Genomic DNA, 25,921 nt, shown 5'->3' with positions numbered 1-25,921 from the left:
GGTCTCCCGGAATGTCAGAGCGTCGTGCTTAGCTGGTCGCATGATCGATGACTTCCTTGACCACGTCCTCTCCGGCGGTACGACCGAGGTGGAGGAGGCGGTCCGCAAGGCGGCCGCAGCCGAGATCACGCCGCGCTTCCGGCAGCTCGCGGCGCACGAGATCGTCGAGAAGAACGGGCCGCACGACCTGGTGACCATCGCCGACCGGGCCGCGGAGGAGCACCTGACCGCGTCCCTGACGCAGCTGTTGCCCGGCTCCGTCGTCGTCGGCGAGGAGGCCGTCCACGCCGACCCGGCCGTGTACGACGCCCTGCAGGGCGACGCCCCGGTGTGGATCGTCGATCCCGTCGACGGCACCCGCCAGTTCGTGCGCGGAGAGCCCGGATTCTGCACCCTCGTCGCGCTCGCGCACCGGGGAGAGCTGCTCGCCTCCTGGACGTTCGCGCCCGCCCTCGACCAGATGGCGATCGCGGTGCGCGGACGCGGCGCCACGCTCAACGGACAGCCGATACGCTCCGGCTCACCGGCGCCCGGCGCCGTCCTGGACGTCGCCACCTCCCACCCCGACTACACGACCGAGGACCAGAAGCGCGCCCTGCTCGGTCTCGACACCGAGGGCGTGCGCGCACGCCCCTGCGGCTCGGCCGGACTCGAGTATCTGGACGTGGCCAAGGGCCTCCTCGACGGCATCGCCTTCTCGTGGGAGTACTCGTGGGACCACGCGGCCGGGCTGCTCCTGGTGACCGAGGCGGGCGGCGCGCACACGACGCTCGCGGGCGAGCCGTTCCGTATCACCGGAGGCAACGCGCTGCCGTTCACCGCGGCACGCGACCAGGCCACCGCCGACCGGATCCGGACACTGCTGCGGGGGCGGTGAGGGCCGTGGGCGCCCAGGAAATATCCTGGAAGCCTTGGCCATCGGCTGACGAAGGAGTCCGACTGTGCCATCGATGCTCGACGCCGTCGTCGTGGGGGCGGGCCCCAACGGACTGACCGCCGCTGTGGAGCTGGCCCGCCGGGGGCTCTCCGTCGCCGTGTTCGAGGCCAAGTCCACCGTGGGCGGCGGCGCCAGGACCGAGGAGCTGACCCTCCCCGGCTTCCGCCACGACCCCTGCTCCGCCGTGCATCCGCTCGGGGTCGGCTCGCCCGTCTTCAAGACGATGCCGCTCGACCGCTACGGCCTCGAATGGCTGCACCCGCGCCTGCCCATGGCCCACCCCTGGGACGACGGCACGGCCGCCGTGCTCTCCCGGTCGGTCGCCGAGACCGCCGCGTCCCTCGGGCCGCGCGACGCCGGGACGTACCGCCGACTCGTCGCCCCGTACCTCGGCAAGTGGGACACCCTGGCACGGGACTTCATGTCCCTGCCGCTCAGTGCCCTGCCCCGGGACCCCGTCACGCTCGCCCGCTTCGGCATCGACGGACTGCGACCGTCCACCTGGCTCATGCGCCGCTTCCAGGACGACAAGGCGCGTGCGCTCTTCGCCGGGCTCGTCGGCCATGTCATCGCCCCGCTGGGCGGGTTCGCCACCTCGGCGGTCGGTCTCGTCTTCGCACTGGCCGCGCACGAGGGCGGCTGGCCGATGCCCCGCGGCGGCTCCCAGGCGATCTCGGACGCCCTCACCGCGTATCTGAAGGCGCTCGGCGGCGCGGTCCACACGGACTACGAGGTCAAGCGCCTCGACGACCTGCCGCCGGCCCGCGCCTACGTCTTCGACACCTCGCCCACCGCACTCGCCAGGATCGCCGGGTTCGGCGGCGCGTACGACCACTATCGCTACGGCGCGGCCGTCTTCAAGGTCGACTACGCGCTCGACGGCCCCGTGCCCTGGACGGCGAAGGAGGCCCGCGAGGCCGGCACGGTCCAGATCGGGGCCGGCATGCGGGAGATCGGGACCGCTCTGGACCAGGCCTCCTCCGGTACGGCTCCCGGCACGCCCTTCCTCATCACCGCGCAGCCCAGCCTCGTCGACCCGAGCCGCGCGCCCGAGGGCAAGCACGTCTTCTGGGCGTACGGCCATGTGCCCAACGGCTGGGAGGGCGACCTCACCGGGGCGATCGAGCGTCAGATCGAGCGCTTCGCCCCGGGCTTCCGCGACCGGGTGCTCGCCCGCGCGACGGCCGGGCCGCCCGAACTGGCCTCCCGCAACGCGAACTACGTGGGCGGCGACATCGCCTGCGGTGCGGCCCGGGGCCTTCAGCTGCTGCTGCGTCCCAAGCTGTCCCTCTTCCCGTACGCGACCCCGCACCCCGCCGTGTTCCTCTGCTCCTCCGCCACCCCGCCGGGCCCCGGCGTACACGGCATGTCCGGCCACAACGCGGCCAAGGCGGTCTGGCGCAGACTGCGCCGGGCAGGGCGATGATGGCCGTATGAGTACGGAACCGACCCTCGTCCTCGTCCGCGGCGACATCACCGACCAGCAGGTCGACGCGATCGTGAACGCGGCGAACTCCTCGCTCCTCGGCGGAGGCGGCGTCGACGGCGCCATCCACCGCCGGGGCGGCCCCGCCGTCCTGGAGGAGTGCCGCAAGCTCCGCGCCGGCCACTACGGCCGCGGGCTCCCCACCGGCCGGGCGGTCGCCACGACGGCCGGCCGGCTCGACGCGCGCTGGGTGATCCACACCGTGGGCCCGGTCTGGTCCCGGGATGAGGACCGCTCCGCGCAACTGGCCTCCTGCTACCGCGAGTCGCTCCGGGTGGCCGACGAGCTGGGCGCCCGTACCGTCGCGTTCCCCGCCATCTCCACCGGGATCTACGGCTGGCCCATGGACGACGGCGCCCGCATCGCCGTCGAGACGGTGCGGGCCGCCGCCACGTCCGTCGCCGAGGTGCGGTTCGTCCTCTTCGACGGGGCGGCGTACGCGGCCTTCGAGGCCGCCGTCGGCTGAGCCTCGCCCGAGCTCACTTCACCGGTGCGCCGGGCCGTGGATAGATCCGGGACTGCTTCACGCTGCCGAAGGCGAAGCTGGACTCGATCGACGCGATGCCCGGGATGGCGTGGATCCGGTTGCGCACCAGCGACTCGTACGCCTCCAGGCTCTCGATCACGACCCTGAGCAGGTAGTCGCTGCTGCCCGCCATCAGATAGCAGTCCTGGATGTGCTCGATCCGGCCGACGTGGCGCTCGAAGACGTTGACGGCCTCGGCGGTGTGGCGTTCCAGCCGGATCCGTACGAAGACGGTGATCGGCAGCCCGAAGGCGACCTGGTCCACCATGGCCGTGTAGCCGCGGATCAGCCCCGCCTCCTCCAGCCGGCGGACCCTGCGCAGGCACGGCGAGGGGGAGAGCCGGATCCGGTCGGCGAGATCCTGGTTGGACAGCCGGCCGTCCTGCTGCAACTCGTGGATGATCTGCAAGTCCACCGCGTCCAACGTCGCTCCCTCGTCGTATCCCGCACCGCTCCGCCGATCCTTGGCAGATTCTGCTCCCACGCTAGGGCTGGAGGGCATAACTGGCAATCGGCTGCCTCGCCGCAAGCTCTACCGTTGCGGGAAACAGTGGTGACGAGCGGGAGGACCTCCGGTGGGCGGGATACGAACGGCGGGGGCACCGCCCGTGGAGCCGGCACACCGTGCCGGCCCGACCGGGAGCGCGCTCTCGCCGCAGGCCGTGGGCCTCGTGGCCCTGCTCCTCACCGTGGCGATCTGGGCCGCGTTCGCCCTGAGCGCCCGCGCCCTGAGCGCCTCCACGCTGCTGCCCGCCGACGCCGCGCTGCTGCGCTTCGGCGTACCCCTCGTCGTCCTCGCGCCCGCCCTGTGGCGGCGCAGGCGCCGGCTGGCCGCGGTCCGCCCCGGTCCGGCCCTCAAGATCGTCTGCGGTGCGGGCGTGCCGTTCTTCCTCGCCGCGATGTACGGCGGCTCGCTGACGTCGGCCGCGTTCGTCGGGGCGATCGTCCCCGGCATGGTCCCCCTCTTCGTCTCCGCCCTCATGGTCGCCGGCGGCAAGAGCGCCCCGCGCGGTACGCAGTCGGCGGGCCTGGCCCTGATCGTGGCCGGAGTCGCGGCCCTGGTCTGGCGCTACACGGCGGCGCTGGACGCGGACGTCCTGCTCGGCGCGGGAACGCTCTTGGTGGCCAGCGGACTGTGGGCGCTGTACACCGTGGGCCTGCGCGAGGTGGACCTCGACCCCGTCGGCTCCATCGGGCTCCTCTGCCTGCCCTCCTTCGCCGTGATCGCCCTCCTGGTCCTGACCGGCGTCCTGCCCACCGGGATCGCCCACGCGGCCGGGTCCGACATCGCGCTGTTCCTCGTCGTCCAGGGTCTCGGCGTGGGCCTCTGCGCCGGACTGCTGTACGCGTTCGCCATCCGCCGACTCGGCCCGGAGCGCAGCTCGGTCGTCGGCAGCCTCAGCCCGGTCGCCGTCGTCCTGCTCGCCGTACCCCTCCTCGACGAGTCGCCGACCCTGCCCGTCCTGATCGGCGTCCCCCTCATCACCCTCGGCGTCGCACTCGCCAACCGCCGCCCCCGCACCCGAACCGAGGTCTCCGCCGATGCTTGAGCTTCTCGCCGCCCCGCCCGTCGACCCGCTCTGGGACCTGTCGGCCGAGTACGCCGCCGATCCCCGCCCCGAGCGCCTCGACCTCGTCCTCGGCGTCTACCGCAACCACAACGGCGTCACCCCGGTCATGGCGGCGGTCAAGGAGGCCGAGATACGCCTCGCGGACCGCTCCGACTCCAAGGAGTACCGCGGACTCTCCGGCCACACCGCCTTCAACCGGGCCATGCTCTCCACGGTCCTCGGCACCGAGGCCAGGACCGCGCGCGCGACGGCCGTCCAGACCGTGGCGGGCACCGGCGCCCTGCGGCTCCTCGCCGACCTCGTACGCCAGACCCGGCCCGGCACCACGGTGTGGATCAGCGACCCCGCGTACGTCAACCACCGCCCCATCCTGGAAGGCGCCGGGCTCTCCGTCCGGACGTACGGCTGCGGCGACGGCATGCTCGACGACCTGCGCGCCGCCCGGCGGGGCGACGTCGTCCTGCTCCAGGGCTGCTGCCACAACCCCACTGGGATCGACCCCGACGCCGAGACATGGGAGGCGCTGGCCGGACTCGCCGCGGCACACGGCTGGGTCCCCTTCGTCGACCTCGCCTACCACGGGCTCGGCGACGGCCTCGACGCCGACCTGTGGGCCACCCGCATGCTGGCCGACCGGCTGCCCGAGGTGCTGATCGCCGTCAGCTGCTCCAAGAACTTCGGCCTCTACAGCGACCGCACCGGATGCGCCATCGTCCTCGGCCCCTCACGGCAGACGCTCCGGCACGTCGAGACGGCCCTGCAGAACGCCGCGCGCGTCATGTACTCCATGCCGCCCGACCACGGCGCGGCCGTCGTCGCCACCGTCCTGGAGGACCCGGGGCTGCGGGCCGTCTGGCGCGAGGAGCTCGACGCCATGCGGGGACGGATCACGGCCAACCGGGCGGACCTCGTGGCGCACCTGGACGCCCTCGGGTGCCCGGACGCGGCGGCCTCGCTCCGGCGCCAGAAGGGCATGTTCTCCATGCTGCCGCTGACACCGGAGCAGATGCGCCGGATGCGCCGGCAGTCCGCCATCTACGGCACGAACGCGGGCCGCATCAACATCGCGGGCGTCTGCGCGCACCGGATCCCGTTCCTGGCGCAGGGCATCGCCGCCGCTCTGGAGACACCCCGCGCCGTTCCCGCGCTCTGAGCGCTACGCCTCCGGGGGCGCCGGGCGGCAGAGCAGGGCGGCCGGGGAGGGCCGGGAGCCGAACCGGGTGGTGAAGGCGATGCCGGCCGCGTACTCGGTGGGCAGGCACTGGCCCTTGTAGTGGCCGCTCGCGTACTCCCCGCCCGGTGCCCCCGCCGGGCGGTTGTCCCCCCGGTCGAACCACACCGTCCGGCCGCCGCCCGCCGGGAGCGCCGTACGGGCCGGAGCGCACAGGGCGGCGGAGACCCGCTCACCGCGCACGCTGTAGCCGATCAGGAACCCGCCCGCCGGGCACTGGAACTTGGTGTAGCCGGTGGCCCAGTCGCCGCCCGCCGGGACGTACGACTCGTCGCGGACGACCGTGTGGCCGCCGGTGCCGGCCCGCAGGCCCGAACTCGCGCAGAGCCCGCGGCCCCCGGTGTGGCTGAGCCCGGCCAGCCGGGAGCCGTCCGGGCAGACGGCCTTGCGGGCGCCGCTGTCCCAGTCCCCGCCCGCCCGGACGCGCAGCGAGGCGTTGTGGTCGCGGTGGTCGGTCGTCAGCTGGTACCAGGAGGGCGTGAGGGGGACGGCTCCGGTGCGGCCGGGCGCGTCCGTCAGCCCGGTCCACAGCGGCGTGCGCCAGTCGCCCGCGTCGAGGACCCCGCTCCGCCGGCCCTCGGAGTCGTATCTCAGGAGCGCCCAGCTGTCCCCGCCGCCGCCACCGCTCCAGCCGACCAGCGGCCAGTACGCGTAGTCCACGTCGGCGTCGGTGAAGAGCTCGGTCAGGTTGCGGAACCAGTCGCGCGGGCGGCTGTTCGCCTCGTCGGCGCCGATGCCGAACTCGCTGACCCAGACCGGGGCGGTGAAGTGCCGGCCGGTCTCGGCGGAGACGTACAGCGCCTGGTCGTGGACGGTCCGGCGGAGCTGCTCGCGGGTGAGGTCCTGGTAGCGGAGGTCGCTGGTCTCGCCGATGCCCGTGGCGCCGCTGTGGTTCGGGCCCGTGTAGCCGTAGAAGTGGGCCGAGTAGACGAGCTTGCCCGACACCACCAGGGTGTGGGAGAGGGTGCGGACCGGGGTGAGGGTGGGGCGGCCGTGCGGGAGACCGTCCACCGGAATGCCCTGCCAGTTGATGCCCTCGACGACGATCAGCAGGTCCGGGTTGGCCTCGGCCAGAATCCGGTCGCCTGCCTCCTGCGCGGCGGCGTGCCAGTCGTGGTTGTCGCCCAGGCCCCAGTTTGGGTCGTCCCAGACGTCGCGGCGGACCTCGTTGTACAGGTCGGCGCCGACCACCCGCGGGTTGGCGCGGTAGCGCTTCGCCATGAACACCCAGTCGTCCGCCCACCGGGCGGTGGACTGGCCGCTGCTGTTCCAGCGTTCGTTGCCGTCCACGCCGCAGCACCAACGGGTCGTCACGGTGTGGTTGTTGAGGATCACCGCGAAGCCCTCGGCGGTGAGTGCGGCGACGACGGCGTCGAAGACCTGGAGCGGGGTCCTGCCGCGCAGGTCCGGATTGGCCGCGACGGCGCCGTCCGGCACGGGAGCAGTCGCCCGCAGCATCTCGTTGGAGAAGGGCAGCCGGATGCTGTTCAGACCCAGGGCGCGGAAGTCGGCGAGAAGGGCGGGCAGCGGGGCGCGGTCCAGGCCGATGGGGATGCCGTGGGCGTTCTGTCCCGCGTGGTGGTTGGCGGGGTCGGCGATGTCCCCCGAGCCGTTCCAGGAGCCCTGGGCGCCGTCCCAATTGGCGGAGCGGAGCCGGAAGCGGTCGCCGTTCGCGTCGACGATGTGCCGTCCGCGGGTGGACAGCGGCGGCGTCCAGTCGGTGGCGGCGGTGGCGGCCGGTGCGCCGGGGGGCGGGGCGGGCCGCGCCGTCGCGGCGCCCGGCAGGGCGGGGACCAGCAGCGCGCCCACCAGAAGGGCGCCTCGGACCGTACGTAACAAGCTCTGCATCGGGTACCTGCCATGCCGTGGGGGAGTGGGCGGCGCCAAGTTACCGGCGGGTTGCCCACGGTGGAACCCCCTGGCCGAAACGGGCGCACCACCGTCCGGAGCCGTACCGCAGGGCCCCGCGCCGAGGGCTCGGCTAGGGTGATCGGGTAGGAAGGCACCCCCCGGGGACAGGTCGGATCGTTGGACACTACGCAGTCGCCGAGCGAGACGCCGGAGCGACCACCGGCGGCCATCGGTTACGCCGGTGTCCTGCGTGAACTCCTGCCGATCGCCCTGTGGCGGGAGGACGCCGACGGGCGGGTCGTCGAGTGGTCGCTCGCCGCCCAGGACCTGCTCGGATACCGCCCCGACGACGTGCTCGGACGAGTCGCGACGCCCATCCTGGTGCCCGACGTCAACCGGGAGCTCGCCGGACAGCTGACACGACGCGTCCAGTCCGGCGAGACCGTCGTCGGCACCCTTCCCGTACGGCACCGCGACGGTCACGAAGTGACCATGGAGATGTGGATCGTCCCCGACGTCGACCCCCGGGGGCGGCCGGGCGCCATGCTCATCGCCGTCGAGACCTCCGAGGTCCTGCGGATGCGGGACTCGCTCGCCGCGCTCCAGAGCCTCTTCACCCAGTCCCCGATCGGCCTCGGCACCCTCGGCACCGACCTGCGCTTCATCCGCGTCAACGACGCCCTGGCACGGATGAACGGTGTCTCGGCCGCCGAGCACGTCGGCAGGCGGCTCACCGAGGTCGTGCCCGGCGTCAACGCCGTCGCCCTCGAAGCCACGATGCGCGAGGTCCTGGACAGCGGCCGGGCCTCCGTCGACGTCCGCCGCACCGGCCGGACCCCGGCGGACCCCGACCACGACCGGACCTGGTCCTGCTCGTACGCCCCACTCCTCGACGGCTCCGGCCGGCGGCTCGGGGTGATCGCCTCCCTCATCGACATCACCGAGGGCCAGCGGGCCCTCGTCGAGGCCGAACGGGCCCGGCGCCGCTTCGCCCTCCTCGCGGAGGCGGGCACCCGGATCGGCACCACCCTCGACCTGCTCCAGACCGCGGAGGAGATCGTCCAGGTCCTCGTGCCGCAGCTCGCCGACTCGGCCGACGTACAGCTGCTCGAAGCCGTGCTCGAACCCGACGACGCGGCCGCCACACAGGGCCTGCTCCGCCGCCTCGCGGCCGTCTTCCCCGACCCCACCGCCCCCACGGCACTGCTCACCCCGGGACAGACCTTCCAGATCCCGCTCGGCACCGTGTACGAGCGGGTCATCAACGCCGCCCTGCCGCTGAACCTCTACCACTCCGACCTCCCGACGCTCTTCCCCGACCCCCGCACCGCACCCCTGCGCGCCTACTTCGAGTCCCACATCGGATCGGCGCGACTCGTGCCCCTCGTCGCCCGCGGCACGGTGCTCGGCGCCGTCACGGTGACCCGGCTCAACGAGCGCGAACCCTTCGACGAGCAGGACTTCGTCCTCATCGACGAACTCGTCGCCCGCGCGGCCCTGAACATCGACAACGCCCGCATGTACACCACCCAGCGCGAGGCCGCCCTCACCCTCCAGCGCAGTCTCACCAACGACGCCCTGCCCACGGTCGACGGCCTGGAGCTCGCCGGTCGCTACCTCCCGGCAAGCGACCACGACGTCGGCGGCGACTGGTACGACGTCATCCCCCTCCCCGAGGGGCGGACGGCGCTGGTCATCGGCGACGTCATGGGCCACGGCATCCACGCGGCGGCCGTCATGGGCCAGCTCCGTACGGCGGTACGGACCCTCGCCCGGCACGGCGTGCCGCCCGCCGAACTCCTCCGCTCGCTCGACGCGGTCGTCGCCGACGTGGGGGAGGACGAGATGGCGACCTGCGTCTACGCCGTCCACGACCCGGCCACCGACCGCGTCGTCATCGCCCGGGCCGGTCACCCGCCACCGGCCGTCGCCACGGCCGACGGGGCGATCACCTTCCTGGAGGGCCCGCCCGGCACCCCGCTCGGCACCGGCGGGCAGGAGTTCGGGACCGAGGAGCTCCTGCTCCCGCCCGGCAGCCTGCTGGTGCTGTACACCGACGGCCTCATCGAGGCCAGGGACCGCGATCTCGACCAGGGCATGGACCAGCTCGCCGAGGTACTGCTCCACCTCGAACAGCCGCTCGGCCGGCTCTGCGACGACATCCTCGAACAGCTGCTGCCCTGTGCCCCGGGGGACGACGTCGCCGTCCTGCTCGCCCGCACCACGCCCGGATCCCGGGAACCGTGACCCACCGGCTCACCAGGCGAGGTCCTCCAGCGCGTCCAGATCGGGAGTCAGGGCCGGCAGCTCCGAATCCCCGGTGGTCAGGGGCAGCTCGGCCCAGATGACCTTGCCCCGCTGGGTGTAGCGCGTACCCCAGCGCTCGGCGAACTGCGCCACCAGGAACAGGCCACGGCCGCCCTCGTCGGTGGTCGCCGCGTAGCGCAGGTGCGGAGCCGTACTGCTGCCGTCGGAGATCTCGCAGATCAGCCTGCGGTCCCGCAGCAGCCGGACCCGGATGGGCTCGGCGCCGTACCGGATCGCGTTGGTGATCAGCTCGCTCAGGATGAGCTCCGCCGTGAACGCGATGCCGTCCAGGCCCCACGCGGCAAGCTGCGCCGCGCCCGCGCTGCGGATCCGGGAGACGTCCGCCGGATCGGGCGGCACGTCCCACTCCGCGATCCGCGCGGGCTCCAGTCGGCGGGTGTCGGCGATCAGCAGGGCGATGTCGTCGTCCGGCGCGGGTCCCAGCAGGGTCGTCAGCACGTCCCCGCAGGCCTGCTGCGGGCTGTGGCCGGTCGTGGCCAGCGCCTCGGCCAGCAGCCCGAGACCGGTGTCGAAGTCGCGGTCGCGGTCCACGAGCAGGCCGTCCGTGAACAGGACCAGCCGGCTCCCCTCGGGCAGGTACAGCTCCGTGGTCTCGAACGGCATGCCTCCCACGCCCAGCGGCAGCCCGGCGGGCAGCTCGGGGAACTCCACCCGGCCGTCCTGGTGGACGAGTGCGGGCCCCGGGTGCCCGGCCCGGGCCATGAGACAGCGGCCGTCGGCGGGGTCGTAGATCACGTACAGACAGGTGGCGCCGGTGATCCGCTCGCTCCCCTCCTTGCCCTCCGCCGAGCCGTCCGCGGCCGAGGAGCCCTCCGCCGTACGGCCGGCGTCCGAACGGTCCGAGCCCTCGGAGCCGCCCCCCGATCCGCCCGCCGGCTCGCCGTCCGATCCGCGGTCGACCCGGTCGATGCGGTCGATCAGCTCGTCGAGGTGGCCCAGGAGCTCGTCCGGCGGCAGATCCAGGGTGGAGAAGTTGTGCACCGCCGTGCGCAGCCGCCCCATCGTCGCCGCCGCGTGCAGCCCGTGCCCGACGACGTCGCCGACGACCAGTGCCACCCGTGCGCCCGGCAGCGGGATCACGTCGAACCAGTCGCCGCCCACCCCGGCCTTGGCGGGCAGATAGCGGTACGCGACGTCCACCGCGGACAGGTCCGGCAGGATCCGCGGCAGCAGGCTGCGCTGGAGGGCCACCGCCATCGCGTGTTCACGGGTGAACCGGCGGGCGTTGTCGATGGAGACCGCGGCGCGGGCGGTCAGCTCCTCGGCGAAGGTCAGATCCTCCTCCCCGAACGGCTCCTGCGTCCCGGCCCGCCAGAAGTTCGCCATACCGAGGACCACTCCCCGGGCCAGCACCGGCACGGCGACGAGCGAATGCAGCCCGTAGGCGAGTGCCTCGGCCGCGCCCGCGGGGTCCTGGGCGCGCCAGCCGTCGGCCTCGTCGAGCTGCTCCACCAGGACCGCGTGACCGCTGTCCAGCGCCATCGCCATGGGGGTGGTCGGCACGATGCAGCGGATCAGGTCGCCCACCGGCTGGAACGGATGCTCGGCGGTGACGCCCGTCAGCGCCGTCCTGCGCATCTCGGTGAACGCGCCCGAGGGCTCCTCGCCGCGGAGCACCGGTTCGAGCAGCTCCACCGTGACGAAGTCGGCGAACCGCGGAACGGCGACCTCCGACAGCTCCTCCGCCGTCCGCACCACGTCCAGGGTGGTGCCGATCCGCACCCCCGCCTCGTACAGCAGCTGCAGCCGTCCCCTGGCCACCTCGGCCCGCCCCGAGACCGTGGCGAGCTCGGTCGAGTCGCGCAGCGTCATCACGGTGCCGGTGGGCCGCCCGCGATACGGGGCCGTGGGCCGTACGTTGACGGCGAGCAGCCGGTCGCCCGCCAGATGCACCTCGTCGTTGACGACCCGTCCGGAGGAGAGCAGCGCGGCGGTACGGGGATCGAGGCCCAGCTCGTTCACGTGCCGCTGCTCGGCGTCGGGAGCCAGGTCGAGCAGCCGGCGGGCCTCGTCGTTGGCGAGCAGCAGCCGCAGGTCCGCGTCGATGATGAGCACCCCCTCGCGCACGGCGTGCAGCACGGCCTCGTGGTGCTCGTTGATCCGGGTCATCTCGACCGGGCCCAGGCCGTGCGTCTGCCGCCGCAGCCGCCGGCTCACCAGCGCCGCGCCGCCCACCGCGAGCACCAGCGCTCCCGCGGCCGTACCGAGCAGCAGCGGCACCTGGTCCTCGACCACGTTGCCGACGTTCTCGACCTCGATACCGGTGCTGACCAGGCCGACGATGTCGCCGTCGTCCGTGCGGACCGGAACGATCGCCCGGACGGCGTCCGACGGCTCCCCGTGGAAGACCTCCGTGAACGACTCGCCCTCCCGGGCGCGCGTGAAGTCGCCCGTGGAGCGCTGTCCGATCAGCTCGGGCCGGGAGTCGGTGTAGCGGATCCCGTCCGGGGTCATCACGGCGAGGAAGTCGAGGCCCGAGGCCCGCCGGACGCTCTCGGCCCGCGCCTGGAGCAGGGCGGTCGGGTCGGGGGCGCGCAGGGAGTCCACCAGACCCGGAGCGTGCGCGAACGCCTCCGCCGCGGCGAGGGACCGGTTCCGGGCGTCACGCTCCGTGTCGTAGCGCGCCTGGAAGATCAGGGCCAGCGCACCCACGGTGACGAGAAGCACCACGATGACCGCCTGGAGGGCGAACACCTGCCCGGCGACGCTGCGCAGCCCCAGGCCCTTGGGCCGGTGGCCAAGCCGTCCGCTCATGGGGTGCTTCTCGGTGATTCGGCTGTCGTCGGAGCTGCTGGCGTCAGGGATTCTGCACTCACCCGTCCACTTCCTCGGTTCCTCGGCCCGCCGGCGGCGTCGGGAATCCGCTTCTTCCATGCTGCTCCAGTGTCGGCGGGATATCGAGGCGGGGCGAGTCGCGGGACCCGGACCGGGCCCGCCCAGCGGAAAGGTCCATGTCGTTTTCTCGCCAGCCCGCGCCCCTCGGGTCCCCGACCATGGAGACATGCACACCGACACCGAGCGTTGCGTGCGGGCCGTCCGTTCGAAGGACGCCCGCTTCGACGGCGTGTTCTTCACCGCGGTCCTCACCACCCGGATCTACTGCCGTCCCAGCTGTCCGGTCGTGCCGCCCAAGGCCGAGAACATGGTCTTCCACCCGAGCGCCGCCTCCTGCCAGCGCGCAGGGTTCCGCGCCTGCAAGCGCTGCCGCCCGGACACGAGCCCCGGCTCCCCCGAGTGGAACGTCCGCGCCGACGCCGTCGCCCGGGCGATGCGGCTGATCCAGGACGGGATCGTGGACCGCGAGGGCGTCCCGGGCCTCGCCGCCCGGCTCGGCTACTCCACCCGGCAGATCGAACGACAGCTCCTCGCCGAACTCGGCGCCGGGCCGCTCGCCCTGGCCCGCGCCCAGCGTGCCCAGACCGCGCGGCTGCTCATCGAGACGACGCCCATGCCGATGGCCGAGATCGCCTTCGCGGCGGGCTTCTCCTCGATCCGGACGTTCAACGACACCGTCCGCGAGGTGTTCGCGCTCGCCCCGGGGGAGCTGCGGGCCAGGGCCACACGGTCGCAGGCGGCCGCGCGGGCCCCGCGCACCCCGGGCGTGATCGCGCTCCGGCTGCCGTACCGCTCGCCCCTCGATCCCTCCAACCTCTTCGGCCACCTCGCCGCGACCGCCGTCCCCGGGGTGGAGGAGTGGCGGGACGGCGCCTACCGCCGGACCCTCACCCTCCCGCACGGACACGGCATCGTGTCCCTGGCCCCCCGGTCCGGCCACATCGCCTGCCGGCTCTCGCTCACCGACCCCCGCGACCTGACCCTCGCCATCAGCCGCTGCCGCTGGATGCTCGACCTCGACGCCGATCCGGTCGCCGTCGACGAGCAGCTGCGCACCGACCCGCTGCTCGCGCCGCTCGTGGAGCGGGCGCCCGGCCGGCGCGTGCCCAGGACCGTCGACGCGGCCGAGTTCGCCGTACGGGCCGTGCTGGGCCAGCAGGTCTCCACGGCCGCCGCCCGTACGCACGCCGCGCGGCTCGTCGCCGCGCACGGCGTGCCGGTGGAGGACCCCGAGGGCGGGCTCACCCATCTGTTCCCGACGCCCGAGGCGCTCGCCGGCCTGGACCCCGAGTCCCTCGCGCTGCCCCGCAGCCGCCGCACCACCCTCCTCACGCTCGTCGAGGCCCTCGCCGACGGCTCACTCGGCCTCGGCCCGGCCAGCGACTGGGACGAGGCACGTGCCCGGCTCCTGGCCCTGCCCGGTTTCGGCCCCTGGACGACGGAGGTCATCGCGATGCGGGCGCTCGGCGACCCCGACGCCTTCCTCCCCGGCGATCTCGGTGTCCGCCGCGCCGCCGAGGGCCTCGGCCTGCCCTCCACGCCCGACGCGCTGACCGCCCGCGCCGCCCGGTGGCGGCCCTGGCGCGCGTACGCCGTCCAGTACCTCTGGGCCACCGACAGCCACCCGATCAACCACCTCCCCGCATAAGGAAGTCGTCCCCTCATGACCGACGTCCGGCACACCGTCATCGACAGCCCGTACGACCCGCTGACCCTGGTCGCGGTCGACGGCGAGCTGAGCCGTATCCATATGACCGAGCAGCGCCACCGGCCCGCCGAGGAGACCTTCGGCGAGCCGGACCCGCGCCCCTTCGGCGAGGTGATCCGCCAGCTCGACGCCTACTTCACCGGTGAACTGACCGATTTCGACCTGCCGTTGAGACTGATCGGCACCCCGTTCCAGCTCCGGGTGTGGGAGCGGCTCCGCCTCATCCCGTACGGCGAGACGCGCACGTACGGCGAGTTGGCGGAGGCCCTCGGCAACCCCGGCGCCTCCCGCGCCGTCGGCCTCGCCAACGGCAGGAACCCGGTCAGCATCGTCGTACCGTGCCACCGCGTCGTCGGCGCGGGCGGCTCACTGACCGGATACGGCGGCGGACTCGGCCGCAAACGGCGGCTGCTCGCCTTCGAGTCGGGCGCGGAACCGGACGCGCTCTTCTAGCGGAGAGCCCGAGGGGAGAGCCCGAGGGGAAAGTCCGGGGGACAGCCGGGGGGCTACGGGCGGAGCCCTTCCAGGAGCGCGGGCAGGGAGGTGCCGATGGGCTCGCGCACCACCTCGTCGGCGAGCGCGTCGTACGGCGTGGGCTCGGCGTTCACGATGATCAGCCGAGCCCCGTGCTCGGCGGCCACACCGGCGAGCGAGGCGGCCGGCTGGACCTTCAGGCTCGTCCCGGCCGCGATGAAGACCTCCGCCGCCTTGGCGATCGACATCGCCTCGCCCAGCACCTGCGGATCGAGCCGCTGCCCGAACATGACGGTCGCCGACTTCAGGATGCCGCCGCACACCCGGCACGGCGGATCCTCCTCACCCGCCTCCACACGCGCCAGTGCCTCGCCCATGGCCGAGCGGTCGTGGCAGGCGGTGCACACCACCGACCGCGCGGTGCCGTGGAGTTCGACGACCTTGCGGTCCGGCATCCCGGCGAGCTGATGGAGCCCGTCCACGTTCTGCGTGAGCACGCGCACGGCGACCCCCGGTGCCTTCTCCAGCTCCGCGACGGCCCGGTGGGCAGCGTTGGGCAGGGCCTTGAGCGCGGGGCTGGTCCGCCGCATCTGCCAGGCCCGGCGGCGGATCTCGGGGTCGCCCATGTAGAAGTCGTACGTCACGAGCTTCTCGGCCTCGGGGTCCCGCCGCCAGAGGCCCTGCGGGCCGCGGTAGTCCGGAATCCCGGAGTCGGTGGACACCCCGGCCCCGGTGAGAATCGCCACGAGAGTCATACGACGAGCGTAGGCAGCCCGGGCAACCCGCCGCGAGCCGATTTCGCCGGCTGCTAGGTTCCCGCCATGGCCAAGGTGAACATCGGACTCGACGCCGAACTCGTCGTGGAAGTCATGGTCCTCGCGGGCGTCAACAACCCGCAGGACGCGGTCGAGGCCGTCGTCCGCGACTACATCGCCCGCGGGCACCGCACGGAGGCGCGGGTGGCCACGCGCGATGCCGAGGCCCCGCCCCGCGGCGGCAACCCGCTCACGACCGAACCCCCGCAGGGCTGACGCGATGCACACACCTCCACGTACCCCCCGACGTGCCGCCCGGGTCGCCGTCCTGGACCCCGACGGCGCCGTCTTCCTCTTCCGCTACGACAACGAGGAGGTCGGCGTGCACTGGGCCATGCCCGGCGGCGGCCTCGAACCCGGGGAGAGCCCACGCGACGGAGCCGTACGCGAGCTCCGGGAGGAGACCGGCTGGGAGGGGATCGAACCCGGCGAGCTGCTCTGCACCTGGGAGCACGACTTCACCCGCGCCGGCGTCCCCGTGCGCCAGCACGAACACATCTACGTGGCGTACGGGCCGCGCCGCGACCTCGCCGGCGACCTCGCGGCCGCGCACGCGGAGGACCGCATCCAGCTCGGGCGCTGGTGGAGCCCCGAGGAGCTGGCCGCGGCCGAAGAAGCGCTCTGGCCGCCGGACCTGGCCGACCGGCTCGCCCGGTTCGGAGCGGCGGGCGGAGCCGGTGACGGCGGCAGCGACGGTGGCCTCGGTGACGGCGGCCGCGGCGGCGGGGGAGCGGTCTGAGAGGCCGGGCTCACCGGCCGGCGGGGTGTCCGTTCTCCAGCTCGGCCGGGCCACGGCCGGAGCCGAGGGCGTCGAGGGCCGCAAGGACGCGCAGCCCCAGAGTGCCCAGGAGATGACCGGTCACCTCCGCGGGTTCGATCAGCTTCCAGGAGAGAAGCTCCTCCTCCTGGAGGCGGATCGCCGCGAGCCGCTCCTCGGAGAGCACCCCGCCGTCGTACACGTAGGCGACGATCGGCGGCCGCCCCACGCCGTGCACCCAGTCGACCGCGAGCAGCGCCCCCGGCTCCAGGTCGAGACCGATCTCCTCCCCCGTCTCCCGGCGCGCCGCCTGACGGGGTGTCTCGCCCTCGTCGGACTCGATCGTGCCGCCGGGAAGCACCCATCCCTCGCGGTAGTTCGGCTCGACGATCAGGACGCGGCCCGCCGCGTCCCGGAAGAGCACGGCGGCACCGGCGAGGACGCGCGGGAGGCCGGCGATGTACGTGGCGTAGTCGGTCGTCGTCATTCCGTCAGCGTAGCCAGCTTGAGCGTCCGCTCGGCCAACTCGCTGATCCGCACCCCGTCGAAGCCGAACACCGCGCTGTGCACCCGGTCCCGCAGCGGCTCCGACCACTGCGGCGGGATCGCCGCCGCCCCGCACAGCACCCCGGCCACCGAGCCCGCCGTGGCCCCGTTCGAGTCCGTGTCCAGGCCGCCGCGGACGGTCAGCGCGATCGTGGTGGTGAAGTCCCCGCCGCCGTACAGCAGTCCGGCCGTGAGGACCGCCGCGTTGGGGATCGTGTGGATCCAGCCGAGCCCGCTCGTCCGCTCCGCGAGCTCGGCGAGGGCGGCGGACCACTCCAGGCCCGACTCGTGGAGCGCGATCGTGTGCCGCACCGTGCGCGCGAGGCGGCTGCTCGCCGGGATCCGCTCCAGCGCCGTCTCCAGCGCGGCGCGTACGTCCGGCGCCGTGAAGGCGGCGGCGATCAGCGCGGCCGCCCACATCGCGCCGTACACGCCGTTCCCCGTGTGCGACAGCACCGCGTCACGGCGAGCCAGAGAGGCGGCGCGGCGCGGGTCGCCGGGGGAGGTCCAGCCGTAGACGTCCGCCCGGATCAGCGCGCCGATCCACTCCTGGTAAGGGTTGTCGTAGGTCGCGGTGAGCGGCGGCCTCAGACCGTTGGCGAGATTGCGGTACGCGGTCCGCTCGGCCGTGAAGGTCTGCAGGTACGGCAGCCGCAGCAGCCAGAGCTCGCCCAGCTGCTCGGTGGTGAACGCGAAACCGTGCGTCTCCAGGAGGTGCAGGCCCAGGACGGAGTAGTCGACGTCGTCGTCCCGGCAGCTTCCGTCGATCCGCCCGCGCACGCACCCGGGCCACTCGGGCCGCAGGTCGAACCCCGCGACGTCGGCGGGCGGCAGGGGGAGGTAGTCGGTGAGCGGGAGCGCGTCCGTCAGCCGCAGATACCGGTCGATGTGCTCGGGCGTCCAGTGGTCGCCCCGCTCGACGGGCTTGCCGAGCATGTTCCCGGCGATCCGTCCTGTCCAGCCGCCGAGGATGCGGTCGGCGAGTTCGCCGTGCGTGAGCGCCATACGTCCGGTGTACCGAATCCCCGGTCCCGACGCGCGCCGACGCGTCCGTGCGCTGATATCGACCCACTATGGTCCGGAATATCGCCTTATCAGGGGGTGGCATGGCGTCGGGGGGTCCGGATAGGGTCGGCTCGGCGCGACTGCACGTTCGAAAGCAAGGGATGCAAGGGTGACGGACGGAGCAGTAACTGAGGTCGCACGCGTACTCGTCGCGGCCGACAAGTTCAAGGGCTCGCTCACGGCCGTACAGGTCGCGGAGCGGGTCACAGCAGGTCTGCGACGGGTCGTCCCGGAGCTGGAAGTGGAGACCCTGCCGGTTGCGGACGGCGGCGACGGTACGGTCGCGGCCGCGGTGGCGGCCGGGTTCGAACGCCGTGAGGTACGGGTGGCCGGGCCCCTCGGCGAGCCGGTGACGGCGGCGTTCGCGCTGCGCGGGACCACGGCCGTCGTGGAGATGGCGGAGGCCTCCGGCCTCCAGCTCCTGCCGGCGGGTGTGTTCGCGCCGCTGACCTCGACGACGTACGGCTCGGGCGAGCTGCTGCGCGCCGCCCTGGACGCCGGCGCCACGACGATCGTCTTCGGCGTCGGCGGCAGCGCGACGACGGACGGCGGCGCGGGGATGCTGGCCGCGCTCGGCGCGGTCTTCCTGGACGGCGCGGGCGAGCCGGTCGGACCCGGCGGAGCGGCGCTGGCCGATCTCGCCTCCGCAGACCTCTCCGGCCTCGACCCGCGGTTCGCCTCGGTCGAGCTGATCCTCGCCAGCGACGTCGACAACCCGCTCACCGGGCCGAAGGGCGCGCCCGCGGTCTACGGCCCGCAGAAGGGTGCGACGCCGGAGGACGTACAGACGCTGGACTCGGCCCTCGCGCACTTCGTGACCGTCCTGGAGAAGGCGATCGGCCCCAAGGCGTCGGAGTGCGCGGTCGCGCCCGGCGCGGGCGGTGCGGGCGGCATCGGGTACGGGGCGCTCGTCGGCCTGGACGCGAGCTTCCGCCCCGGCATCGAGCTGATGCTCGACGTCCTGGGCTTCGCCCCCGCCCTGGAGCGGGCCACGCTCGTCATCACGGGTGAGGGCTCGCTCGACGAGCAGACCCTGCACGGCAAGGCCCCGGCGGGCGTCGCGGCGGCGGCGCGTGCGGCGGGCAAGGAGGTCGTCGCGGTCTGCGGCCGCCTGGCCCTCCCGCCCGAGGCCCTGGGCAAGGCGGGCATCCGTCGCGCCTACCCCCTGACCGCCCTGGAACCCGAGCCGGCCAAGTCCATCGCCAACGCGGGCCCGCTCCTGGAACAGGTGGCCTCCAACATCGCCCGGGACTTCCTGGCGTAGCCGGCGGGACCGCCGCGACGCGGGGGTGTGGGGGCCCGGCCCCCACACCCACCCCCGCCTCACGCCGTCGGCGTCACGCCGTCGGCGTCAGGCGGAACGCGTCCAGGGCCAGGGTCATCTCCGTCAGGTCCCGGGGGCGGGACAGGGACCGCGACGTGAGTTGTTCCAGGCGTCGCAGACGGTTGAAGACCGTGTTGCGGTGGCAGTACAGGCGCGAGGCCGCCCGCCCCGCCGAGCCCTCGCAGTCGAGCCAGACGTCCAGCGTCTCCAGCAGGACCGCCCGGTCCGCCGGATCCAGTTCCAGCAGGCCGCCCAGGACGTCCGCCACCAGCAGGCCCGCCAGTTCCGGCTGTCCGACCACCAGCGCCCCCGCCATCCGGCGGTCCAGACGGACGATCTGCCGGGAGTCCGGCGGGCTCGTCCGCAGCGCCAGTTCCGCGAGCCGCCGCGCCCGGCCGAGCTCCGCGAGCCCCGTCACCACCGGGCTGATCCCGCCCGGCCCCGGGCAGCGCCCCTGAAGCAGCTCCGACAGCGCGTCCAGACCCGTGCCCTCCGCCAGCGACACCACCCCGATCTCGCAGTCCGCGCCCATCCGCCACAGGAACCGCACCCCGGCCCCCTGCACCCGCCGGTGGAAGGGCTCCGGCACCTCCCGGCGGTCGTGCCGCAGCACCACCACCGCGTACCGCCCGTGCTCCGGCAGATCGAGCCCCGCCGCCGCCTGCGAGGTCACCTCGGGCGAGCGCTGCCCCTGGAGCAGCGCGTCGAGCAGCGCCTGCAGCTGCTCGTCCGTACGGCGCCGCAGCTCCAGCTCCGTCCCGCGGTACGCCTCCGACGCCGTGTCCGCCTGCGCGTCCACCGCCGACCAGACGATCGTCGCCGACTGCGTCAGCGCCGCGAGCCGCGGCGGGAACGCCGAGGCCTCCTCGATCAGCGCGTCCCACACCAGATGCCCGGCGTGCCGGTACGCGTGGACCACCAGCTCCAGCGGCATCCCCTGCTCGGCCCGCCGCCGCCCCATCCCGTCCGCGTGCTCCAGATCCCGCCGGGGCGAGTCCCGGGGCGCCGAGATCATCTCGATCCCGATCCGCATCGCCTCATGGGCCTCCTGCCAGTGCTGGTCGTACGGCACGATCCGGCCGTACGCCGGCTCGTACTCGTGCAGGTCCCTCAGATGCTCGTCCACCAGCTCCGGCAGCCGCTCCAGAAGTGCCGTGCACGCCTCGGCAAGCAGCTTCCAGTCGTCACCGGTCCGTGGTCTGCGCCGTCCCATGCCCGGAGGATGCCACCCCCGGCCCCCTCCCGACAGGCCCCTGACACGCGGTGTTGTGCGCGTGCACAACCCACCACGGCGCCCGCTGGTCACCGGCAGCGTTTCGGCCGCCGCACGTGGACGGGCGGCCGTCGCGGTGCTGGGGTGAGCGCCACTGAACGGGCCACGGAAGGGGAACCATGGGAGGGACCGCACTCGCCCTCGAGGTCGCGGACCTGTCGGCGGGGTACGGGCCGGTACGCGCTCTGAGGCAGGTGTCGCTCACCGTGCCGGAGGGCGACGTCGTCACCGTCCTCGGCGGCAACGGAGCGGGCAAGTCCACACTGCTGCGGGCCGTCTCGCGCACACTGTCGTTCCACGGCGGGGCCGTCACCTCCGGCACCGTGAACTACGGCGGCCGCCCCATCGGCGGGCTCCCGCCCGACCGGGTCGTCGCCGCCGGTGTCTCCCAGGTACCGGAAGGCCGGCAGGTCTTCGCCCGGATGACGGTCGAGGACAACCTGCGGGCGGGAGCGCTCGGCGCACGGGGCGACCGCGCCGCCAAGACGGCGGCCCTGAAACGCGTCCACGAGCTCTTCCCCGTCCTCGCCGACCGCGCCCACCAGCACGCCGGGCTCCTCTCGGGCGGCGAACAGCAGATGCTCGCCGTCGGCCGCGCCCTCATGGCCTCGCCGAAGCTGCTGCTCCTGGACGAGCCGTCCCTCGGCCTCGCCCCGCTCATGGCCGCCCGGATCGCCGACACGATCCGCGAGATCAACGCACAGGGCACGTCCGTCCTCCTCGTCGAGCAGAACGCGGCGCTCGCGCTGCGGCTCGCCTCCCGGGCGTACGTCCTGGAGGTCGGCGAGGTCACCCTCTCGGGTCCGGCGGCCGAACTGGCCGCCTCCGACGAGGTGCGCCGCCGCTACCTGGGCGTCGTCGACGAGGACGCCGCGGCCGACGCGGCGACCGCCACCACCGCCCACCCCGTCCTCTCCCGCTGGGAGGGCGGCCGATGACCACGACATCCGTCCGGACCACGGCCCGGTGTGCACCGGGACGACCGACGCCCGCGAGCGCCGCCCGCACGGCCGCCCGCCGTGCACCGCGCGCCGCCGCGTCCCGCCCGGTGCAGTCCCGCAGGGAGGCACGATGAGCCAGACCCCGCCTCCCGGCGAGGCGACCGCCCCGGCCCGCGCCGAGGCCGCCCGGACTCCCGCAGAGCCCGTACCCGCCCTCGACGTCCGCGACGTCACCGTCCGCTTCGCCGGGCTCACCGCCCTCGACGCCGTCTCCTTCACCGTCCGTCCCGGCACGGTCCACGCCGTCATCGGCCCCAACGGCGCCGGCAAGTCCACCTGCTTCAACGTCCTCTCCGGTGTCTACAAGGCGACCTCCGGCAGCGTCCGCTTCGGCGCACACGAGCTCACCGCCCTGCCCCCGCACAAGATCGCCGACCTCGGGGTCGCCCGCATCTTCCAGAACCTCGCGCTGCCGCCCCGCGCCACCGTCGAGGACAGCCTGATGCTCGGCCGCCACCGGCTGACGCGGACCGGCTTCCTCGCCGCCGGGCTCCGGCTGCCCGCCGCCGCCCGCGAGGACGCCCGGCACCGCGCCCGCGTCCGCGAGATCGCCGCCTTCGTCGGACTGGAGAAGCAGCTCGGCCAACCCGCGGGATCGCTTCCGTACGGGCAGCAGAAGCTGGCCGAACTCGCCCGCGCGCTCTGCATGGAGCCCAGGCTGCTCCTGCTCGACGAGCCCGTCGCCGGCATGACCGCCGACGAGCGGCGCCGTACCGCCGCCGTCATCGCCGGCGTCCGCGACAGCCTCGGGATCTCCATCGTCCTCGTCGAACACGACATGGGGGTGGTGATGCGGCTCGCCGACGCCGTCACCGTCCTCGACTTCGGCCGTCGGATCGCCGACGGCGCCCCCGGCGACGTACAGAACGACCCGGCGGTCGTCCGCGCCTATCTCGGAGAGGAGACCGCCGAGTGACCACCTTCGCCGAACTCCTGCTCAACGGAGTCTCGTTGGGCTCGATCTACGCCCTCATCGCCCTCGGCTTCGTGGTGATCTTCCGCGCCACCGAGGTCGTCAACTTCGCCCACGCCTCTCTGCTGCTCGCGGGCGGCTACTTCACGGCCGTCCTCCATGACGACATCGGCTTCTGGCCGGCCCTGCTCGTCGGCATCGGCGGCGCGGCCCTGGTCGGCGCGGCCGTCGAGTTCCTCGTCATGCGCCGCTACCGCGGCTCCGACCACAGCGTCCTCGCCATCGTGACCATCGGCGTCGACATCCTGCTCGCCACCGAGCTGACCCGCCGCATCGGCACGGACATCCTCGCGCTCGGCGACCCCTGGGGCGACGCCGTCGTCACCTTCGGACCGGTCACCCTGGCGCAGACCCGGATCGCGGCCTTCCTCGCCGCGGCGCTGCTCATCACCGCGTTCCTGCTCGCCTTCCGCCACACCTCCTGGGGCGTCGCCATGCGCGCCGCCGCCGAGAACCAGGAGACCGCCGCCCTGATGGGCATCCGCCTCGGCCGGGTCTCCCTCGGCGCCTGGGCGGTGGCCGGCGGACTCGCCGCCGTCGCCGCGCTCTTCCTCACCGTCTTCCCGACACCCGGCCTGGAGCGCAGTACCTCGTTCGCCGCGATGAAGGCCTTCCCCGCCGCCATCCTCGGCGGCCTCGACTCCACCACCGGCGCGCTCGTCGGCGGCCTCCTGGTCGGCATCACCGAGTCCCTCGCCACCGGTTACCAGGGCGATCTGACCTTCCTCGGCCGGGGCATCGGCGACCTCGCCCCGTACCTGGTGATGGTCGCGGTGCTGCTGATCCGTCCGGCCGGACTCTTCGGCACGAAGGAGCTGGCCCGTGTCTGACGCGCTTCCCCGCCGTGGCGTCGCCACGCTCGCCCGCCCCCGGGTGTACGGATGGGCCGTCGCCGGTCTCGTCCTCGCGGCCTTCCCCTTCTATCTGGAGCGCTTCTGGCTCCAGGCCGGGCTCTTCGCCATGGCCGCCGCGATCGGCGCCATCGGCATCAACCTGCTGACCGGCGCCACCGGCCAGCTCTCCATGGGTCACGCCTTCTTCCTCGCCGTGGGCGCGTACGGCTACTGCGCCTTCGCCGGCGACGGGACGGACGGGCTCACCGGAGCGGGCCTGCCGGGCTGGCTCGCCGCCGTCCTCGCCGTCGTCCTCGCGGGCCTTGCCGGCGGGGTGTTCAGCCCCATCGCGGGCCGGCTCAGGGGCGCGTACCTCGGTATCGCCACCCTCGCGCTGATCTTCATCGGCCAGCACGTCCTGTTCAACGCGCACGACCTCACCGGCGGTTTCAACGGCCGGGCGGTCCCCCCGCTCAGTCTCTTCGGCCTCACCTTTGACGACAGCGAACTCCTCGTCGCCCAGGTGCCGTTCGGCTCCGCGGAGAAGCTCTGGTACCTCGGCCTCGTCCTTCTCCTCGCCGGCGCGCTCTTCGCCCGGGGAGTCCTCCGCGGCCGGCCCGGCCGTGCCATGAACGCCATCCGGGACCACCGGATCGCCGCAGGGGTCATGGGCATCCCCGTGGCCCGCTACCGCGCCGCCGTCTTCGTCCTGTCGTCCATGTACGCGGGCCTGGCCGGCGTCCTGCTCGCGCTGGTCTTCCAGCGGACCGTGCCGGAGTACTTCGGCATGCTGCTCTCCCTCGAATACCTGGCCATGATCGTCATCGGCGGTCTCGGCTCGGTCGCCGGCGCGGTGGTCGGAGGCGTCTTCGTCTCCCTGCTGCCGCAGCTCCTCAACCGGTACAGCGACGCGCTGCCCCTGGTCTCCGCCCCCGGGACGGGCGGGATCGCACCGGGGGAGGCCGCCCGCTACCTCTACGGCGCCGCCGTCGTCGCGGTGGTGCTCTTCCTGCCCGGAGGCCTGGTCCGGCCGGGCTTCCGCAGACCCGCCCGCACAACCGCCCGCACCACCGAGCGAACCGCCCAACCCTCGCACTCCTCTGGGGAGGAACGATGATCCACCGACGACAGGCGACCAGAACCATGGCCGTCGCGCTCGCCACCCTCGTCGCACTGACCGCCGCCGGCTGCAGCTCCAAGGCCAAGAGCGGCGACGAGAAGGGCACCGGCGCGGGCGGGGTGAAGGCCGGCAAGGGCGTCACCGACAAGACCATCGCGGTCGGCGCGCTCACGGACATGACGGGCGTGTACGCCACGCTCGGCAAGAGCGTGACGCAGGCACAGCAGCTCTACGTGAAGCAGGTCAACGCGGCCGGCGGGATCTGCGGACGGAAGCTGGAGCTGACGGTCCGCGACCACGGCTACGACCCGCAGAAGGCGCTCTCCGCCTACACCGAGCTGGAGCCGAAGGTCGCCGGCTACATGCAGTTCATCGGCTCCCCGTTCGTCGCCGCCGTCAAGCAGCGCGTCGACGGCCAGGACAAGGGGCTGGTGCTGCCGCAGGCCTGGTCGGCCTCGCTGCTGGGTTCCCCGTACATCCGCGTCCTCGGTTCCACGTACGACGTCGAGACGATCAACGCCGTCGACTTCCTGGTGAAGGAGAAGGGTCTGAAGTCCGGAGACAAGCTCGGCCACGTCTACTTCGAGGGCGACTACGGCGAGAACGCGCTGGCGGGCTCGAAGTACGCGGCCGGGAAGGCGGGCCTGACGGTCGTCGAGCAGAAGATCAAGCCCACCGACAACGACATGTCGGCCCAGGTCGCGGCCCTCAAGCAGGCAGGGGTCAAGGGCATCGTCATCAGCGCCGGCCCGCGCCAGGCCGCCTCCCTCGTCGGCGTCGCGGCGGCGACCAAGCTCCTCGTGCCGGTCATCGGCAACAACTCGGCCTTCGCGCCGCAGCTCCTCGGCACCCAGGCGGGCCCCGCGCTGGAGAAGATGTACTGGTTCGCCTCCCCGAGCCTGCCGATCGGCGCGGACACCCCGGCGGCCAAGAAGCTCGTCGCCGACTACCAGGCCGCGTACCCGGGCGACAGCCTCGACAACGGAATCGTCGCGGGCTGGACGGCGGCGAGCGTCTTCGGCGAGGCCCTGAAGAAGGCGTGCGACGCCAAGGACCTCAGCCGGGAGGGCATCGACAAGGCGCTGCTGACCCTGAACGCCTACGACGCCGGATTCGGCATGCACGACTTCAGTGACCCGAAGGCCCCGTCCTCGCGCGAGTCCGTCATCCTCCAGCCGGACAAGTCGGTCCCGGGCGGCATGCGCACGGTCCGCGAGCCCTTCGTCTCCGACGCGGCGAAGGGGTTCACCCCGAAGGCGGGCTGAGC

23 protein-coding genes are annotated in these 25,921 nt (G+C 73.5%); 16 read left to right on the top strand and 7 right to left on the bottom strand.

Features of this window, described 5'->3' with window-relative positions; genetic code table 11:
- The first annotated feature begins 40 nt into the window (after positions 1–40).
- The 3 genes from ACFVGW_RS02615 to ACFVGW_RS02605 all read left to right on the top strand — a co-directional run bounded on the left by ACFVGW_RS02615 (position 41) and on the right by ACFVGW_RS02605 (position 2,889).
- A complete protein-coding gene (locus tag ACFVGW_RS02615) occupies positions 41–877 on the top strand; it encodes an inositol monophosphatase family protein (RefSeq protein ID WP_385850423.1) in 837 nt (278 codons plus the stop codon).
- 64 nt (positions 878–941) lie between these two features.
- Positions 942–2,363: a phytoene desaturase family protein gene (locus tag ACFVGW_RS02610; RefSeq protein WP_383295625.1), complete on the top strand. Its 1,422-nt coding sequence runs from the start codon at positions 942–944 to the stop codon at positions 2,361–2,363.
- Between the two features lie 7 nt (positions 2,364–2,370).
- Positions 2,371–2,889, top strand: a complete 519-nt coding sequence (locus tag ACFVGW_RS02605) for an O-acetyl-ADP-ribose deacetylase (RefSeq protein WP_385850422.1) — start codon at positions 2,371–2,373, stop codon at positions 2,887–2,889.
- A 13-nt stretch (positions 2,890–2,902) separates the two neighbouring features.
- Here ACFVGW_RS02605 and ACFVGW_RS02600 read toward each other — a convergent pair whose 3' ends face one another.
- Complete coding sequence (locus ACFVGW_RS02600; protein ID WP_352189086.1) at positions 2,903–3,364, bottom strand: Lrp/AsnC family transcriptional regulator; 462 nt, start codon at positions 3,362–3,364, stop codon at positions 2,903–2,905.
- Positions 3,365–3,557: 193 nt separating this feature from the next.
- Between ACFVGW_RS02600 and ACFVGW_RS02595 the strand changes: the two genes are divergently transcribed.
- Together ACFVGW_RS02595 and ACFVGW_RS02590 are read left to right on the top strand one after the other, a co-directional pair.
- Entirely contained in the window at positions 3,558–4,499 is a 942-nt protein-coding gene (locus ACFVGW_RS02595; protein ID WP_385850421.1) for a DMT family transporter, read from the top strand.
- Positions 4,492–5,673, top strand: a complete 1,182-nt coding sequence (locus ACFVGW_RS02590; RefSeq protein ID WP_383219809.1) for an aromatic amino acid transaminase — start codon at positions 4,492–4,494, stop codon at positions 5,671–5,673. Before ACFVGW_RS02595 ends, ACFVGW_RS02590 begins: the two co-directional genes overlap by 8 nt.
- A 3-nt stretch (positions 5,674–5,676) precedes the next feature.
- Here ACFVGW_RS02590 and ACFVGW_RS02585 read toward each other — a convergent pair whose 3' ends face one another.
- Complete coding sequence (locus tag ACFVGW_RS02585; protein WP_385850420.1) at positions 5,677–7,599, bottom strand: glycoside hydrolase family 5 protein; 1,923 nt, start codon at positions 7,597–7,599, stop codon at positions 5,677–5,679.
- A gap of 180 nt (positions 7,600–7,779) precedes the next feature.
- Here ACFVGW_RS02585 and ACFVGW_RS02580 point away from each other — a divergent pair, with 180 nt between their 5' ends.
- The gene (locus ACFVGW_RS02580) at positions 7,780–9,849 is read left to right on the top strand and encodes a SpoIIE family protein phosphatase (RefSeq protein ID WP_385850419.1); all 2,070 of its coding nucleotides are present in this window, start codon (positions 7,780–7,782) and stop codon (positions 9,847–9,849) included.
- A 9-nt stretch (positions 9,850–9,858) separates the two neighbouring features.
- On the opposite strand, the gene ACFVGW_RS02575 is transcribed toward ACFVGW_RS02580, so the two are convergent.
- Complete coding sequence (locus ACFVGW_RS02575) at positions 9,859–12,684, bottom strand: SpoIIE family protein phosphatase (RefSeq protein WP_385850418.1); 2,826 nt, start codon at positions 12,682–12,684, stop codon at positions 9,859–9,861.
- Between the two features lie 247 nt (positions 12,685–12,931).
- On the opposite strand from ACFVGW_RS02575, the gene ACFVGW_RS02570 reads away from it, so the two are divergent.
- Positions 12,932–14,413, top strand: a complete 1,482-nt coding sequence (locus tag ACFVGW_RS02570) for an AlkA N-terminal domain-containing protein (protein ID WP_385850417.1) — start codon at positions 12,932–12,934, stop codon at positions 14,411–14,413.
- Positions 14,414–14,428: 15 nt separating this feature from the next.
- The gene (locus ACFVGW_RS02565; protein WP_383219818.1) at positions 14,429–14,926 is read left to right on the top strand and encodes a methylated-DNA--[protein]-cysteine S-methyltransferase; all 498 of its coding nucleotides are present in this window, start codon (positions 14,429–14,431) and stop codon (positions 14,924–14,926) included.
- A gap of 53 nt (positions 14,927–14,979) precedes the next feature.
- Here the strand turns inward: ACFVGW_RS02565 and ACFVGW_RS02560 are convergent, their stop codons facing one another.
- The gene (locus tag ACFVGW_RS02560; protein ID WP_383219819.1) at positions 14,980–15,702 is read right to left on the bottom strand and encodes an NAD-dependent deacetylase; all 723 of its coding nucleotides are present in this window, start codon (positions 15,700–15,702) and stop codon (positions 14,980–14,982) included.
- Positions 15,703–15,768: 66 nt separating this feature from the next.
- On the opposite strand from ACFVGW_RS02560, the gene ACFVGW_RS02555 reads away from it, so the two are divergent.
- Complete coding sequence (locus tag ACFVGW_RS02555) at positions 15,769–15,978, top strand: type II toxin-antitoxin system VapB family antitoxin (protein ID WP_352189077.1); 210 nt, start codon at positions 15,769–15,771, stop codon at positions 15,976–15,978.
- Positions 15,979–15,982: 4 nt separating this feature from the next.
- Entirely contained in the window at positions 15,983–16,501 is a 519-nt protein-coding gene (locus ACFVGW_RS02550) for an NUDIX hydrolase (RefSeq protein ID WP_385850416.1), read from the top strand.
- Between the two features lie 10 nt (positions 16,502–16,511).
- Here ACFVGW_RS02550 and ACFVGW_RS02545 read toward each other — a convergent pair whose 3' ends face one another.
- Together ACFVGW_RS02545 and ACFVGW_RS02540 are read right to left on the bottom strand one after the other, a co-directional pair.
- On the bottom strand, positions 16,512–17,006 hold the full coding sequence (locus ACFVGW_RS02545) for an NUDIX domain-containing protein (protein WP_385850415.1): 495 nt from the start codon (positions 17,004–17,006) through the stop codon (positions 16,512–16,514).
- On the bottom strand, positions 17,003–18,070 hold the full coding sequence (locus ACFVGW_RS02540) for an ADP-ribosylglycohydrolase family protein (RefSeq protein WP_385850414.1): 1,068 nt from the start codon (positions 18,068–18,070) through the stop codon (positions 17,003–17,005). The genes ACFVGW_RS02545 and ACFVGW_RS02540 overlap by 4 nt, the downstream gene beginning before the upstream one ends.
- A gap of 169 nt (positions 18,071–18,239) precedes the next feature.
- On the opposite strand from ACFVGW_RS02540, the gene ACFVGW_RS02535 reads away from it, so the two are divergent.
- Positions 18,240–19,394 carry a glycerate kinase gene (locus ACFVGW_RS02535; RefSeq protein WP_385850413.1) on the top strand — a complete coding sequence of 385 codons (1,155 nt, stop codon included), beginning with the start codon at positions 18,240–18,242 and terminating at the stop codon, positions 19,392–19,394.
- A gap of 73 nt (positions 19,395–19,467) precedes the next feature.
- Here the strand turns inward: ACFVGW_RS02535 and ACFVGW_RS02530 are convergent, their stop codons facing one another.
- Positions 19,468–20,667, bottom strand: coding sequence for a helix-turn-helix domain-containing protein (locus tag ACFVGW_RS02530; RefSeq protein ID WP_352189072.1), 1,200 nt, complete (start codon positions 20,665–20,667; stop codon positions 19,468–19,470).
- A 179-nt stretch (positions 20,668–20,846) separates the two neighbouring features.
- On the opposite strand from ACFVGW_RS02530, the gene ACFVGW_RS02525 reads away from it, so the two are divergent.
- From ACFVGW_RS02525 to ACFVGW_RS02505, 5 genes are all read left to right on the top strand, one after another.
- A complete protein-coding gene (locus ACFVGW_RS02525) occupies positions 20,847–21,665 on the top strand; it encodes an ABC transporter ATP-binding protein (protein WP_385850412.1) in 819 nt (272 codons plus the stop codon).
- 133 nt (positions 21,666–21,798) lie between these two features.
- Positions 21,799–22,644 carry an ABC transporter ATP-binding protein gene (locus ACFVGW_RS02520; RefSeq protein ID WP_385850411.1) on the top strand — a complete coding sequence of 282 codons (846 nt, stop codon included), beginning with the start codon at positions 21,799–21,801 and terminating at the stop codon, positions 22,642–22,644.
- Positions 22,641–23,531, top strand: a complete 891-nt coding sequence (locus tag ACFVGW_RS02515; protein WP_383180572.1) for a branched-chain amino acid ABC transporter permease — start codon at positions 22,641–22,643, stop codon at positions 23,529–23,531. Before ACFVGW_RS02520 ends, ACFVGW_RS02515 begins: the two co-directional genes overlap by 4 nt.
- The gene (locus tag ACFVGW_RS02510; RefSeq protein ID WP_383295585.1) at positions 23,524–24,651 is read left to right on the top strand and encodes a branched-chain amino acid ABC transporter permease; all 1,128 of its coding nucleotides are present in this window, start codon (positions 23,524–23,526) and stop codon (positions 24,649–24,651) included. The genes ACFVGW_RS02515 and ACFVGW_RS02510 overlap by 8 nt, the downstream gene beginning before the upstream one ends.
- Positions 24,648–25,919 (top strand): ABC transporter substrate-binding protein, encoded by a 1,272-nt coding sequence (locus ACFVGW_RS02505; protein WP_385850410.1) that lies wholly within the window; start codon positions 24,648–24,650, stop codon positions 25,917–25,919. Before ACFVGW_RS02510 ends, ACFVGW_RS02505 begins: the two co-directional genes overlap by 4 nt.
- Positions 25,920–25,921 lie beyond the last annotated feature (2 nt).

The sequence above is a fragment of the Streptomyces sp. NPDC127129 genome (assembly GCF_042671585.1).
In the GTDB taxonomy this organism is placed as follows: Bacteria; Actinomycetota; Actinomycetes; order Streptomycetales; family Streptomycetaceae; genus Streptomyces.
Note: the sequence above shows the minus strand (reverse complement) of the source record. Positions and strands in the feature narration are given on the sequence as shown.